Annotated in this window: 10 protein-coding genes; 7 read left to right on the top strand and 3 right to left on the bottom strand. The window is 58.5% G+C overall.

Going from position 1 to position 13,328, the window contains the following annotated elements; translation table 11 throughout:
* Positions 1-28: 28 nt before the first annotated feature.
* From WDN46_07145 to WDN46_07135, 3 genes are all read right to left on the bottom strand, one after another.
* A complete protein-coding gene (locus tag WDN46_07145; GenBank protein MEJ0093200.1) occupies positions 29-1,453 on the bottom strand; it encodes a UbiD family decarboxylase in 1,425 nt (474 codons plus the stop codon).
* Positions 1,454-1,495: 42 nt separating this feature from the next.
* On the bottom strand, positions 1,496-2,764 hold the full coding sequence (locus WDN46_07140; protein ID MEJ0093199.1) for an MFS transporter: 1,269 nt from the start codon (positions 2,762-2,764) through the stop codon (positions 1,496-1,498).
* Between the two features lie 182 nt (positions 2,765-2,946).
* Entirely contained in the window at positions 2,947-4,332 is a 1,386-nt protein-coding gene (locus WDN46_07135; GenBank protein ID MEJ0093198.1) for an NAD-dependent succinate-semialdehyde dehydrogenase, read from the bottom strand.
* A gap of 722 nt (positions 4,333-5,054) precedes the next feature.
* Between WDN46_07135 and WDN46_07130 the strand changes: the two genes are divergently transcribed.
* The 7 genes from WDN46_07130 (at position 5,055) to WDN46_07100 (ending at position 13,322) form a co-directional block, all read left to right on the top strand.
* Positions 5,055-5,630 carry an amino acid synthesis family protein gene (locus tag WDN46_07130; protein MEJ0093197.1) on the top strand — a complete coding sequence of 192 codons (576 nt, stop codon included), beginning with the start codon at positions 5,055-5,057 and terminating at the stop codon, positions 5,628-5,630.
* 19 nt (positions 5,631-5,649) lie between these two features.
* Positions 5,650-6,846, top strand: coding sequence for an amidohydrolase family protein (locus WDN46_07125; GenBank protein MEJ0093196.1), 1,197 nt, complete (start codon positions 5,650-5,652; stop codon positions 6,844-6,846).
* Positions 6,843-8,051 carry an NAD(P)/FAD-dependent oxidoreductase gene (locus WDN46_07120; protein MEJ0093195.1) on the top strand — a complete coding sequence of 403 codons (1,209 nt, stop codon included), beginning with the start codon at positions 6,843-6,845 and terminating at the stop codon, positions 8,049-8,051. The genes WDN46_07125 and WDN46_07120 overlap by 4 nt, the downstream gene beginning before the upstream one ends.
* 120 nt (positions 8,052-8,171) lie before the next feature.
* Positions 8,172-9,470 (top strand): MFS transporter, encoded by a 1,299-nt coding sequence (locus WDN46_07115; protein MEJ0093194.1) that lies wholly within the window; start codon positions 8,172-8,174, stop codon positions 9,468-9,470.
* A 38-nt stretch (positions 9,471-9,508) separates the two neighbouring features.
* Positions 9,509-10,186, top strand: coding sequence for a hypothetical protein (locus WDN46_07110; GenBank protein MEJ0093193.1), 678 nt, complete (start codon positions 9,509-9,511; stop codon positions 10,184-10,186).
* 365 nt (positions 10,187-10,551) lie between these two features.
* The gene (locus tag WDN46_07105; GenBank protein ID MEJ0093192.1) at positions 10,552-12,231 is read left to right on the top strand and encodes a UbiD family decarboxylase; all 1,680 of its coding nucleotides are present in this window, start codon (positions 10,552-10,554) and stop codon (positions 12,229-12,231) included.
* Positions 12,228-13,322, top strand: a complete 1,095-nt coding sequence (locus tag WDN46_07100) for an ABC transporter substrate-binding protein (protein ID MEJ0093191.1) — start codon at positions 12,228-12,230, stop codon at positions 13,320-13,322. Before WDN46_07105 ends, WDN46_07100 begins: the two co-directional genes overlap by 4 nt.
* The last annotated feature ends 6 nt before the right edge of the window (positions 13,323-13,328 follow it).

Here is a 13,328-nt window from a genome sequence, read left to right as displayed (position 1 = left end):
TTAAAAAGGAGGCGCCGCTAAGGGCCAATTATATCAGCGCGGCTCCCCATTTTGCCTCTATCGCGCGCGCCTCTGCGTGAGACAGGGCAGTAGTGCGGGGATAATCCGCGGCGGCGTGAAACGGCTTACACGCGTCGATGATCATCTTCGAGTTCGAAGTTGCCCCCAACTGCCTCGCCTCAGGAGTGAGGCGAGGATCTAAAGCAGAACTCCAACCATTACGAATGATGTCGACTGATTCCGAAGGTTCGGACCGCGTCGTTACCGCCCACATGACGTCAGCCAGGTTCGACGGATCAATGTCATCGTCGACTACTACGACAATCCGAGCCATATAATTGTTGGCGGTCGCAATCAAGGCCGCGCGTTTTGCATGTCCGGCGTAACGTTGCTTAAGCGCAACGACTGTCATGAGCTGAGATACATGCTGCCAGACACCTGTCACGTCTGTTACGCCAAGCGACTCCAGGTCGCGCCACATGCTCGCGGCGCGAAAGGGTAATCCGAAATGGAACCGAGGCGGCTTCATAGGCGGCGAGCCGAAAAGGATTGGGTTGCTCCGGTAATGGACCGCCGTTACCTCCATCACCGGAGCCGGCCTTTGGTCGGCGGCATAGTAGCCGGTAAATTCGCCAAAGGGGCCCTCGGGAAGATTCGTTGCCGGGAAGGGCAGCAGGTAGCCTTCAAGGATGATTTCCGCGCGTGAGGGAATCGGCAGCCCTGTCACAGATCCTTTAACGACCTCGACAGGAAAGCCTTTAATGGCTCCAGCGAAATCATATTCGCTATGGCCGACGGGAAGGTATTCGAATCCTGCGATAAAAAGAGCGGGGTCTTCTCCGTTAACGATCGCCACGGGGCACGGCACGCCCTTGTCCCAGTATTTTTTGGCGATCATCGACCCATGACGCCCCGAATGATCGAATTGGATCGTAACGCGATTCTTTGAGTGGACCTGCACGCGGTAAATGGAGGCGTTGACCCAATCCTCATCTGGGTCGCGCGTGATCACAAGGCTGCCAGAACCGATGTACGGACCTCCATCCTCTTTGTGCCAATGCGGCGCGGGAAACCTGCCAAGATCGACATCGGAGCCGGAAAGGCTGTTTTCCATGAAGGCGGCATCGGTCACGAACACAGGCGGGATCGCCTTTAGGCCTGCCCGCCTCTCCTTCCAGAGTTTTAAGGCCTCAAGCGCGGGCGTATCCGGATCAAACCCCAAGGCCAAGGCTGCCCTTTGTGCGTTCACCGTCGCGTTTGAGAACACGCGAAAGCCGCTCGCGAAGCCAGGGATATCGTCGAAAAGGAGTGCAGGACATTGCGGGAGACCCGCCGCTACCTCTGTTATGCCGCCGATCTCGCGTGCGGCTCCTGCGCCCGAGATGCGCCGCAATCCGCCGATGCTGTCGACGAGGTCGATAAATTCGCGGAGGTCTCGATAATTTACCTTCATTTTTCCTCGACAATGCCATTCGTCAACGGTGCGGCGCCCCTTTTAAGTGGTCGATCGTGATAAGGAGAGCGACTCTGAGATCGGATCCGGCGTCTTGTGACCGAACACCGGCAAAGACCCCATCGATCCGATGATGCACGCTCCAGCGATGAAGACGAATATGCCGCCGCGTAAAGCAGGATCGTACGAGCCGCAGGTGTCGTGTATGTATCCTGTGAGCATTCCGCCGATACCGCTGCCGGCAGCGAAGAAGGCCATTTGACAGCCGTATATTTCGCCATAGGCCCGCATGCCAAAATAGCGTGATACGAGATAGGCGATCAGATCGATTTCCGCTCCCGCGCAGAACCCGATGATTGCGGCGGCGAGGGCAAAGAGCGTCCAGCTGGGACCCGCTCCGATAAGCATCCAGCACGCCAGCGCCGGAAAGCAAAGGGCGGCGGCGGCAACATACGCCGCGTGGAAGCGGTCAAGCAACCTGCCAATAAATAGTCGGCCTACAAGCATCGACAGGCCTATAATGGAAAAGAAGCGCGTCGCTGTCTGGATTTTAACGCCTGCATCCACCGCTAATGGGACGAAATGAACAAGGAACGAGCCCATGCCTAGCACAACGAGGAAGAGGCCTGCGCCCATCTTCCAGAAGCTTGCAGTTTTAAACGCCTCTTGTCTGGTAAGGCCGAGGAGCGAACCAACTTCGGTCAGCCCGTCGCCCTTGCCGGCAGTCTCTTCTTTAGGTCGCCTCTCAAAAAAGAAGAAATGAGTGACTGGGATAGCGATGGCCGTAATTGCAGCCAACCCGAGGTAACCTCCGCGCCAGCCAAAAGAACCGATGACGGGTCCGAGCGCCAACGGCCCTAGCAAAGCCGCGAAAGCCGTCCCAGTCAGAGTCAAGCCCAAAGCAAACCCGCGATTCTTATCGAACAGCGTCCCGATTGCGCGCGTCCAGACAATCCCGCTGGTTCCGACCGAACCCACTGAGAGCGCCAACCACAAGGCGTAGTAAACGATGATAGATCCATTCATGGCGGCCAGCGCAAGAAAGCCAAGGCATAAGGCGATGAGCGATCCGATCGCCACAGGACGAACGCCGACCCGGTCGCATAGACGGCCGATGAAAGGAGAGGCAAAAAGGGTTGCGACATTTATGCAAACGGATGCTCCGGATACTTGCACCCTGGACCAGCCAAAGTCTGCATGAAGCGGGCCCATAAAAAGCCCGATCGTTAAAAAGGGAAGTCCCAAAAGACCAATCCCGACTCCGAGAGCGGCGGCGAACACGACCCATAAGCCCCGCGGGGCCGCCTCCATGGCGAACTGCGATAACCAAACCCATTTTGTGCCATCAGACATCGCGCCCTCCGTGGGTGTGTGCTCCCGCTTCGATCGGCTTGACAGGAGGCAGATCTCCAGCAAAAGGCGTTCCACTTTGGGCACAACAGCATCCGTCCAAGCAAAGCGCGACACGCCCGGCCTAGCGGAAGATGGTTTTGTCAGGATCGATTGCGCCAAACGGTCTGGATGTTCACGAACTCCGTGGCGCCGAAATAGGAGAGTTCGCGTCCGTAGCCGCTCATCTTGACGCCACCGATCGGGACGCGCGGATCGGATGCCGAGAAGCCGTTTATGAATACGCCTCCGGTCTCGAGGCGCCGCGCAGCCTTCCCGGCCAAATCAAGATCCTTGGTCCAGAGGTTGCCGCTGAGACCGTATTGGCTGTGGTTGGCGAGAGCAACGGCTTGGTCCAGGTCGCCGACCACCGTTAGAGCCGCGCACGGACCAAATGTCTCCTGATCGAACGCCGCCATCCCAGGCGCGACATGATTAAGCACGGTCGGCCGATAAAAATAGCCGGCATCGCTCGTGAAGCCCCCTCCGGTAAGAATCTCCGCGCCGGCTCTTTTCGAAGACTCGATCTGGTTATGGAGCTCCGTCCGAAGATCAACGCGCGCCATCGGTCCCAGCTGCGTCTCGCTCTCCGTCGGGTCTCCCAGCCTGAGCGCGCGCACGCCTTCAACGAGGCGATCGGTAAACTCCTTGGCAATCGGTTTCTCTAGAATGAATCGCTTCGCCGCGATGCAGACCTGACCGTTGTTTTGAAATCGCGCCCGAATCCCGGCCGCGACGGCCTGTTCCACGTCGGCGTCTTTCAAGACAATGAAGGCATCCGAGCCTCCTAGTTCAAGAACGGATTTCTTCAGGAGGGAGCCTGCTTGCGAGGCTACCGCCGAGCCCGCTTTTGTGCCGGCTGTCACTGTGACCGCCGCGATGCGGCGATCGGCGAGCACCGCGGCAACTTTGTCCTGCGGTATGTTGAGGATTGAGAAGAGGCCTTTTGGGAGTCCGCTTTGATCCCACGCATCTTCGATATTGAACGCCGAACGCATGACATTCCGAGAATGTTTCAGAACGAAGCAGTTGCCGGAAAGGATGATAGGGACCGCGGCGCGCAACACTTGCCAAATCGGAAAATTCCACGGCATCACGCCCAGGACCGGACCGAGAGGCAAATAGGAAATATAGGCGTCGCCTTTTTCCACGCTGACCGCTTTGTCAGCCAACATGGACGGTCCGTTGGCTGCATACCACTCGCATTGATCGGCGCACTTTTGCACCTCGGCTCTTGCTTCGGCGAGGGTCTTTCCCATCTCACGAGTTATATCTTCGGCGAATTCGTCGGAGCGGGTCCGCAGGGTTAACCCCATCTGGCGGACGATAGCCGCGCGATCCGCGATTGGCGTCTGCCGCCAAACACGGAATGCAGCGGCCGTAGCGGACAGCGTCTGTTCAACCTCCGCGTCGGTCTGGTTGGGGAACGTCGCAATTGTCCTCCCGGTAAACGGGTTAATCGAAATCGCTGCCGGGTCATTCGCAGTCATTGCTCGTCGGCTCCCTGCTGCGCCAAAGACGACGTCTGCCTTATAACCCGTTAGGTCGTCACGGCCAGACCAATCTCGGACGCGACCGCAAAACGGTCGCTACACTCATCCTCTTTTTTGTCAGACAATATGTCAATACATTGATTATGCGCCGCCGGCTCGAGCTGCCTCGTCGATGATATGGTTACGCAAGGTCCGGATAGGACCAATGGCGATCTCGACCACGTCCCAGCCTTGAGAAAGATCGGCGACGTGCGCGCATAGCCGACGCCGGCGATTCAATCACGACTGAGACAGAAGCCTTAGCTTCTGAATCAATCTAACCCAAGGAAACGCAGGCATCGGGGCTTTATTTCCGCGCCGCGCAGCGTTTGCATCCTCGCCAGTCCGGCGCTCTCGCGCCCAAGGCGCCTAGAATGTCGCCGATTTCGGTGCCTACTATCCAGCTCGCAAAACGTCGTACGCGGAGAACCGACGAAGCGCATCTAGAGATGAATGACATTCGACAAAGATACACTTTGCTTAAAAAGCGTGCGATCGGCGGATCGAGTGGGCATTATTCCGGCTTGACGCGTGGAAAAAATACGACTTTAAAATCGTCTGACAATATGATCGATACCCACAACACGCGTTGAGTGGTTTGGAGGCGTAGCCACCCTTCGCTGGAGCTTTGCGTCGAAGGTTCGTGGCCGCTTTATCGTCGTCAATATCAGGATATCTAAATGCAGCTTCCCATCCTTCGCAGCCTCCTCTTTATAGACGAGACGTTGCCGAATGAAAGGGACAGCGGCGATCCGCTCCGTAAGGTCGCGGTGGTGGGAATCGTACGTAATCCGCTAGCCGATCAGCACGGCGATGATCTCACCGACATGATCGCCGCCAGCGCGGAGCTCGGACGATTTCTTTCGCAACACGCCGTCGCCGCAATGGCGCCTTATGAAGTTTGCAGCTATGGCAAAGGTGGTATTGTCGGTCTTGACGGCAAGCAGGAACACATTAACGCGCTGGTCACTTCAACCTTCGCGGCTCCGCTACGCGAGGCGATTGGCGGCGCCGCCGCCTGGATTTCGTCCTTCACTAAGCGCGCCGCGCCCGGCAGTTCGATTGATGTCCCACTCGCTCACAAAGATGCGCTCTATGTCCGCTCACACTATGATGGCATGACGATCACCGTTCCCGATGGGCCGCAAGCAGACGAGATCGCCGTGATCATCTGCGTGGCAAATCGAGGCCGGATTGACGATCGCGTCGGCGGACTCCGGGCCGACCAAATCGAGGGAAAGGACGGTCTCCGGTGACGTTTTGTGAGGCGATGAAATGAGGACGGCGATCGTCAATATTGGGCGAATCGTCACCGGCGACTGGCGGGATCCGTTTCATTCCGCTGAGGCGCTTCTATGCGAGGACGGAATCATAACGGCAGTGGGCCCGTTGTCTTCGCAAGACATTGCCGCCGCTGACGTAGTAATTGATGCCGACGGCGTCGTCGCTATTCCTGGCCTGATCGACAGCCACGTCCACATCACCTTCGGGGACTACACGCCGCGTCAAAAGACAGTCGGCTATCTTGAGAGCTATGTTCACGGCGGCGTTACGACAGCCATTTCCGCGTCTGAGGTGCATGTGCCCGGCCGCCCGACCGACCCGGCCGGCGTCAAGGCGCTCGCTATTGCGGCTTCACGTTGCTTTCAACATTACCGGCCAGGCGGAATGCGCGTGCACGCCGGCTCTGTCATTCTTGAGCCCGGGCTAGTCGAAAGCGACTTCGCCGAACTTGCTGCGCAGGGCGTATGGCTTGCAAAGGCTGGTTTTGGCGGCTTCGACACGCCGTTCGGTTACGCGGAGCAGGTCGCCTGGGCCCGACGCGCCGGAATGATCACCACGATGCATACCGGCGGCTCCTCGATCCCTGGCTCTTCAGGGATCTGGGCCGATCATCTTCTCGCCGTCCGGCCAGACGTATCATTCCACGTAAATGGCGGCCCGGTTGCGATGCCGGACGCCGACTTTCCGCGCCTAGTGGAGGAAACCGAGATCGCCTTGCAGCTATGCACTGCGGGCAATCTGCGCACAACGCTCCTCGTAACTGAGCTTGCACGCAAGGCCAACGCTTTCGACCGGCTGCTGATAGCGACGGATACGCCGACGGGTAGCGGAATCATGCCTCTTGGCATGCTCTACACAATTTCGCATCTTGCGAGTCTGACGGATCTTCCGGTCGAGTGGGCGATTGCCGCCGCGACCGGGAACAACGCACAGATCTATCGACTGAATTCAGGATTCCTGCGCGTCGGCCGCGATGCCGACATTGTCTTAATAGACGCATGTGCGGGCGGCTCGCAGAACGACGCGCTGTCCGCTCTGCGCAACGGCGATATCGCGGCAGTGGGCGCAGTCGTCGCCAATGGGGCGCCGCGTTTCGTCGGTCGCAGTCGCAACACGCCGGCAACCAATCGTCGCGTCCGCGTCGCCGAATGCCGATTGCTGATGGACTTTTCCGGAGGAGGACATTGAGTCGCTCACCACAACTTCTCATTGTAGGGGCCGGTCCCGTTGGGGTTGTCGCCGCGCTCGCTGCAACGCAGTCCGGCTTCGATGTTCAGCTTATCGAGGCGGCTACTGAAATAGATACCAATCCACGCGCCGCGACGACGCATCCCTCAACGCTCGAGATGATCCATCGCATCGGACTCCTCGATCGATTTATTGCCGAGGGACTTGTAGCGCGCGAGTTTCAGTTTTGGGATCGCGAGAGCCGCGCGCGCGTCGCCACTTTTGATCATGATCTGCTGCGCGATGAGACGCCGTTTCCTTTTGTCGTGCAGACCGAGCAGCACAAGCTTGTGCGCATGGGTTTGGAAAAACTGCAGCAATATGGCATGTTAGCGCGACTTGGAACCCGCGTCATAGGATGTGCGCAGGACGCCGACCGGGTCAGCGTGCAGATTGAGTCCAGCGCGGGTCAGGAAGCAGTTTCCGCTGACTGGATGATCGCAACCGACGGTGGTCGCAGTACGATACGCAAGGCGCTCGGCGTTCCCTTTGAGGGTTACACTTGGCCGGAGCGCTTCGTGGTGTTGACCGTGCTCGACGATGTGAAGGCGCTGATGGGGTGCTGCTTCCGCAACTATCTTGCCGGCGTCTCCGAATGGGCCAATCTGTTTAAAGTCGCCGGCGATGACGGGAAAGGGCGTTGGCGCGCCGTTTTCCCAACTCGTTCCGACGAAACGGACGAGGAGGCCCTGTCCGACGTGGCAGTCGCGACTCGTCTTGAAGGAATTTATCCGCTGGGACATCCCTATCAGCTGGTGCATCGCAATCTCTATGCTGTGCACCAGCGAGTGGCGGAGACATTTCGCATCGGCCGCGTGCTCCTTGCTGGCGATGCTGCGCACGTTAATAATCCGATTGGCGGTCTCGGACTTAACTTCGGCATTCACGACGCGATCGATGCTGTCGACTCCCTGTCGGCCGTGGCGCTACAGGGCGAGGACGATGCGGTTCTAGACGGGTACGCGCATCGGCGCCGGTCATTGAATGTAAAGTTCGTTCAGGATCAGACAGTCGCCAACAAGAAGCGACTCGAAGAAAAAGACCTGACGGTGCGCCAAGCCAATCTTGATGGTCTCCGGGCGACGGCCGCTGATCCGGCGCGGGCCCGCGCCTTCTTGCTACGATCATCGCTGATCGAAAGCGTGCGAGAGGCGACCCGGATTTGACAGTGGTCCATCCGCCAGCGTACGGGCGCGAATGCCGCCGAAACCGCTTCGCTCCGCTGCAATACCGATTGCATCACTCTGCTTGTTGCCCAGAGCTGGAATAATATGAGGGATGGTTCGATGTCAGAGTTTTTCTCCCTTGCCTGCAGCGACGAAGCGTCCGATGAAACCTTAGCTGACAGCGGAGGACCACTGCAACCGAAACGCGATGCGGCGCGCTCCCCCTGGCGATGGGTTATCGCCGTTGTCATGCTCGCGACGGTCGTGACGGGATTTTTCGACCGCATCAGCATTGCAGTTCTGTTCACCGATAGCGGCTTCAACGCCGCGCTAGGCACCGCCTTTCGCCCCGAAGCGCTCGGCTTGCTCATGACTGCGTTCCTGCTCGCCTACGCGATCTCCGCACTTTTGCTGAGCTTCGTCGGCGATGTGCTTGGACCACGCCGCGCCCTTGGTTACGCCGCCGCACTCTGGGGTATGATGATGGCGCTGATGGGGAGCACCAGTTCCTACGCCGCCATGCTGGCATATCGCATCGTCCTCGGCCTCAGCGAGGGACCGCAATTCTCGCTCATTTCCAAGACGGTGCAGCGCTGGTTTCCGCCGCACGAACGGGCGCGCGCCAACGCGATATGGATGATCGGCAGTCCGCTCGGCTCGGCGATAGGCTTCCCGCTCACAATCTGGCTTGTTGCGAGCTTCGGCTGGCGCGCCTCATTTTACGTCCTCGGGCTGTTAAGCTTTGCGATCGTGATGCCATTGGTGTTCGCTGTGGTGCGCGACCAGCCGCCCGCAACAGCCGAGAGGGTGGCGGCGGCAACCGCCCCTTCGTCGCTCCGTCTCGTGGATGTGCGCGTCGTGCTCGCCGATCGGCGGGTCTGGTTGCTCTCCGCCTATGGCGCCGGGCTGCTGACATATCTGTGGGGTCTCAACAGCTGGCTGCCCACTTATTTGGAGCGGGAGCGGCATTTCAATTTACATCAAATGGGCATTTACTCGTCATTGCCCTTCATCCTGATGTTTATTGCCGAGATGTCCTCCGGCTATATCTCTGACCGAACAGGCCGTTGCGCGCTACTGAGCGTTGTCGGATTGCTTGCCGCTGGCTTGCTGCTGTTCGCTGGCACTCGCGTCCAGGATCCGCATCTCGCCGCGATCGTAATCGCCTGCAGCGCGGGCGCTTGGGGTTTCGGCCTGCCAACCCATTACGCACTCGCGATGAGGGTGCTTCCTGCCTCTGCGACGTCGACAGGCATCGGAGTGATCAACGGGATCGGCAATCTCGTCGGAGCCTTCGCGCCTGCGCTGATCGGATGGGTCGTGGCGACGACCGGAACTTTTCAGACAGGTCTGCTGGTCGTTGTGGTTGCAAGCGTGCTCGGCTCGCTCACGCTGCTACCGCTGGTCCGATCCTATTAAAATGGCCGATGCAGGCCAGCGCCCAACAAGGAGTTCTCATGCAAGGCACATCCATCCTGTTTTCCGAAATGACGCCGCCCATCGGCGAAGAATCGCGCTTCCATAAATGGTATGATGAGGAGCACATACCGCTGCGCATGGCCGTCCCAGGCTTCGTCTCGGCGCAGCGTTACCGCGATCTGGCGGATGACGCGCGCGGTTTCCTTGCGATTTACGAAGTGGCCGATGCAGGCGTAATGAAATCGCCAGCCTACCAAGAGCTCAAGACCAAACCGAGCGAGACAACGCACCAGATGCTCAGCAGCGTCTCCGGCTTTACGCGCTATATAGCGGCCGAGACCAGCGCTCGCCGGCAGCCAAACGAGCGCGGCGCTGCGGCAATCGACGCCGCGCTGGTCTATGCCGTGTGGTTCGAGGTGCCCGAGACTGCTTTATCCGACTTCGACGCCTGGTACGAAATCGACCATGTGCCCCATCTCATGGGCTGCAAGGACTGGCTGATGGTGCGGCGCTTCCGCGTCGTAGACGGTGAGCCGACGCGCGCGAATCGGCTCGCCTTGCACTATCTGGCTGACCGCTCCGCTCTTGCGTCGCCTGAACGCGCCGCTGCCCGGCAGACACCATGGAGGGATCGAATGGCCGCGCTGCCCTGGTTCGTCGGCCGCTACAGCCTGTTTGAGAAGCACGGCGCCCGCCAGATTGGCTGCTTACGCTAGGGACTAATGCAAAAACCGCTCTGTTCTGCAATCGAAGGATGTACTTTTCACGACCCGCTGTACGAAGAACGCTGGGACGATTGGCTCCGACCCAATTCTCCTTCTGTCTGACAAAAGCTAATTGCTGGCACGGATCATGCTGAGGCTATCTTAACCGCGTCCGGGCATTTCCATTGACTCATATCGTATGACAATCTTACATATGAAACCCAGCGTTCATGTAGATCATCTTCGTGGGATCGAAGTGTGCGATCTATAATCCCCAACGTCCTGACAGTTGCGGAATTCCGATCACGCGCGGAGCTTCCGCAGCGCTTTTTACCGGGCGGCCGTTTTGCTGGCGTTTGCGAGAGTAAAGATCGTAGATGACTGATTCCTTTAACGACAGACATCCGGCCCTCTCGCGCTTCCAGCGCGATCCGGAGGCGACACACAGATATCCGGATCTACGCGATCACATCCGTAACCTTGCAGACGCGGGACTGCTTGTCGTTGTTGATGAGCCCGTCAACAAGGACACCGTGATGCATCCTCTGGTCCGGTGGCAATATCGCGGCGGCATTCCGGAGGTGGATCGACGCGCTTTCCTTTTCACGCGCCCGACCGACGGGAAAGGCAAGGCCTATGACGGCGCCGTGCTCGTGGCGGGCTTGGCCGGAAGCCGCGATATTTACCGCATCGGCTTTGGCGCGGACCCGGGAGCCATCGGCTCAATATGGTTGAAAGCCCTAAATGCGCCAATCCCGCCAAGTTTGGTGGAACGAGCTCCCTGCCACGACATCGTGCTCATCGGCGATGACCTTGATAGGCCCGGTTTCGGTCTCGATAGCTTACCGGTTCCGATTTCTACGCCAGGATGGGACAACGCTCCGTATCTTACCGCCGGGCACTACATAACGATGGACCCGGATACCGGGATTCAGAATCTCGGTAATTACCGAGGGCAGATAAAAGGACCGCGCCAGCTTGGCATGAATCCATCTGTCGAGATCCGACCCGGAATTCTGGTTCACTGGGAGAAGCGCAAGGCTCGCGGAGAACGGCTTCCCTGCGCGGTGATTGTTGGCTGTCCTCCCGCCGTTTCCTATACCGCGGTGCAGAAGATGCCCGAGAGTCTCGACGAGCTGTGGGTTGCGGGTGGGCTGACCGGTAGCGCGATTGAAGTCGTTCGCGCCAAGACGGTTGATCTGCTTGTGCCCGCTCAGGCCGAGATCGTCATCGAGGGTTATATTGAAACTGCATTTCTCGAGCCTGAGGCTCCCTTTGGAGAGTCTCACGGCTACGTAAATCTTCAGGAATATAATGCGTTCATGGAAGTCACGGCAATCACCCGCCGCCAACATCCTATTCTGACATCCTTCATTAGTCAGGTCACACCGAGCGAGTCGAGCGTGATCCGTCGCGCGGCCATGGAGCCGGTGATGCTTAATCATCTGCGGTCCGCCATGGGAATATCGGGAGTTCGTCGCGTACACATGCACGAGCCCCTGACGAGCGTGATCGCTCTAATCGCAATCCAGTTCGCAAAAGGCACTCTTGAAACGGAAATTTGGCGCGCCCTATATGGCGCATCGTCCATGCACCGTTACGCGGGAAAGTGGATTATCGCCGTCGACGAAGATATTGACCCGGAGAACGCGGATGCGCTGTTCTGGGCGATGTGCTATCGTAGTCAACCGCAAAATGATCTGAAGGTCCTGGATAAGAAGGATCCGGGACATGGTCCTCGGAGCTCACTGCAAAGTGGCGATAGCGGATCGGTATTGATCAATGCAACAATGCGCGGCAGCTTCCCACCGATTGCCCTCCCACGACGCGAGTTCATGGAAGAAGCGCAGCAGCTCTGGAATCGTCTCGGTCTGCAGACGCTGAAGCCGGAGTCTCCCTGGTACGGATATGATCTTGGCCACTGGCCGAAGTGGCTTGCGGAGCAGGCCGCTCTTGCGACGCGTGGCGAATATTTTGCGACCGGCGAGAAGATTGCTCGGCAACGACGCAGCGACGTAGCCATGAATACACCAATCTTGCAGGATCCAGCAGCGTGACCCACAAAAACTCATTGGCGTTCGCCGCACGGCTCGTTCTTCCTCCCAAGACCTCAGAAGGGGAGACGGGAATAACCGGATCGGCGGGTAGAAAGTGGATCCTCTGCCGCCTCGACGCGATCCTCGCAACAATAGGCTTTATCGCGGGTTTGGCGTATGCGCATCCAATTGCCGCGGAAGAACTTCAGGTTTGGCGGCACGCTATCGTTGAGGCCAAGGCGGATGCAGGATTCGTCCTGATGCCTGGTCAGCCCGAGGTCGCGTCGAAACACGGGCTGAGGGTCGAATATGTTCAGATGAAGGGCGACGCACTCGCCCTGAAGGCGCTGCTAGCCGGCGATGTCGATAGCTTTGAAGGAAGCCCGGGCGGGGCGATCATAGCCGCTGCGCGAGGCGCTGACGTGAAGGTCGTTGGCTGTTACTGGCCGGGACTTTCCTATGGATTGTTTACGTCAGACAAAATCACTGACGTTGAGCAACTGAAGGGGGCAGTATTCGCTATTTCGAGTCCCGGCTCCCTTCCGGATCTATTGGTCAGATCAATTCTCGAGGAAAGAGGCATTCCCGTTACGGAGGTGCGCTTCGCCGCGATGGGAGGCGACGCAGACCGCTACCGCGCTTTGACGGCCGGAATTATAGGGGCTGCCGCGCTCTCGACGGAGTTTGCTCCGCTAGCAGCGAAAAACGGCCTAAAGATGCTGGTCGACGGCCACAAGGAACTGCCTTCTTATCTGAGGCTTTGCACTTATATGAGCGGCGCGGCTTTAAAGCGCCATCGAGATGCGGCCGTCAACTTTGTCGCCGCACAGATGGATGGAATCCGCTATGCGGAGCAGCATCGTTCGGAAACAGTCGCGCTCGCCCGGACAACGCTGACTCTCAGCGGCGACGACGCGAGACCCGTTTACGTTTATGATCAGGCTGTGAACAACAAGCTAATCGATCCATCCATGCCGTTACCTGTAGAAAATTTGATTTGGATGGAACAGTTGTTGTTGAAGACCGGCAACCTCAGCGAGTCCTTCGACGTCAGCAAGATGGTGGATACTACGATACGGGCTGATGCCTTCGCGCGAACCACGGTGAAATAATAAGGC

The sequence above is a fragment of the Methylocella sp. genome (genome assembly GCA_037200525.1).
Lineage (GTDB): Bacteria > Pseudomonadota > Alphaproteobacteria > Rhizobiales > Beijerinckiaceae > Methylocapsa.
The sequence above is the reverse complement of the archived record's forward strand: the minus strand, read 5'-3'. Positions and strand labels throughout refer to the sequence as shown.

Coding starts and splice junctions, on each gene's coding strand:
- WDN46_07125 (MEJ0093196.1), top strand. CDS start 5,650: ATGAGGACGGCGATCGTCAATATTGGGCGAATCGTCACCGGCGACTGG.
- WDN46_07105 (MEJ0093192.1), top strand. CDS start 10,552: ATGACTGATTCCTTTAACGACAGACATCCGGCCCTCTCGCGCTTCCAG.
- WDN46_07135 (MEJ0093198.1), bottom strand. CDS start 4,332: ATGACTGCGAATGACCCGGCAGCGATTTCGATTAACCCGTTTACCGGG.
- WDN46_07145 (MEJ0093200.1), bottom strand. CDS start 1,453: ATGAAGGTAAATTATCGAGACCTCCGCGAATTTATCGACCTCGTCGAC.
- WDN46_07110 (MEJ0093193.1), top strand. CDS start 9,509: ATGCAAGGCACATCCATCCTGTTTTCCGAAATGACGCCGCCCATCGGC.
- WDN46_07115 (MEJ0093194.1), top strand. CDS start 8,172: ATGTCAGAGTTTTTCTCCCTTGCCTGCAGCGACGAAGCGTCCGATGAA.
- WDN46_07140 (MEJ0093199.1), bottom strand. CDS start 2,764: ATGGAGGCGGCCCCGCGGGGCTTATGGGTCGTGTTCGCCGCCGCTCTC.
- WDN46_07130 (MEJ0093197.1), top strand. CDS start 5,055: ATGCAGCTTCCCATCCTTCGCAGCCTCCTCTTTATAGACGAGACGTTG.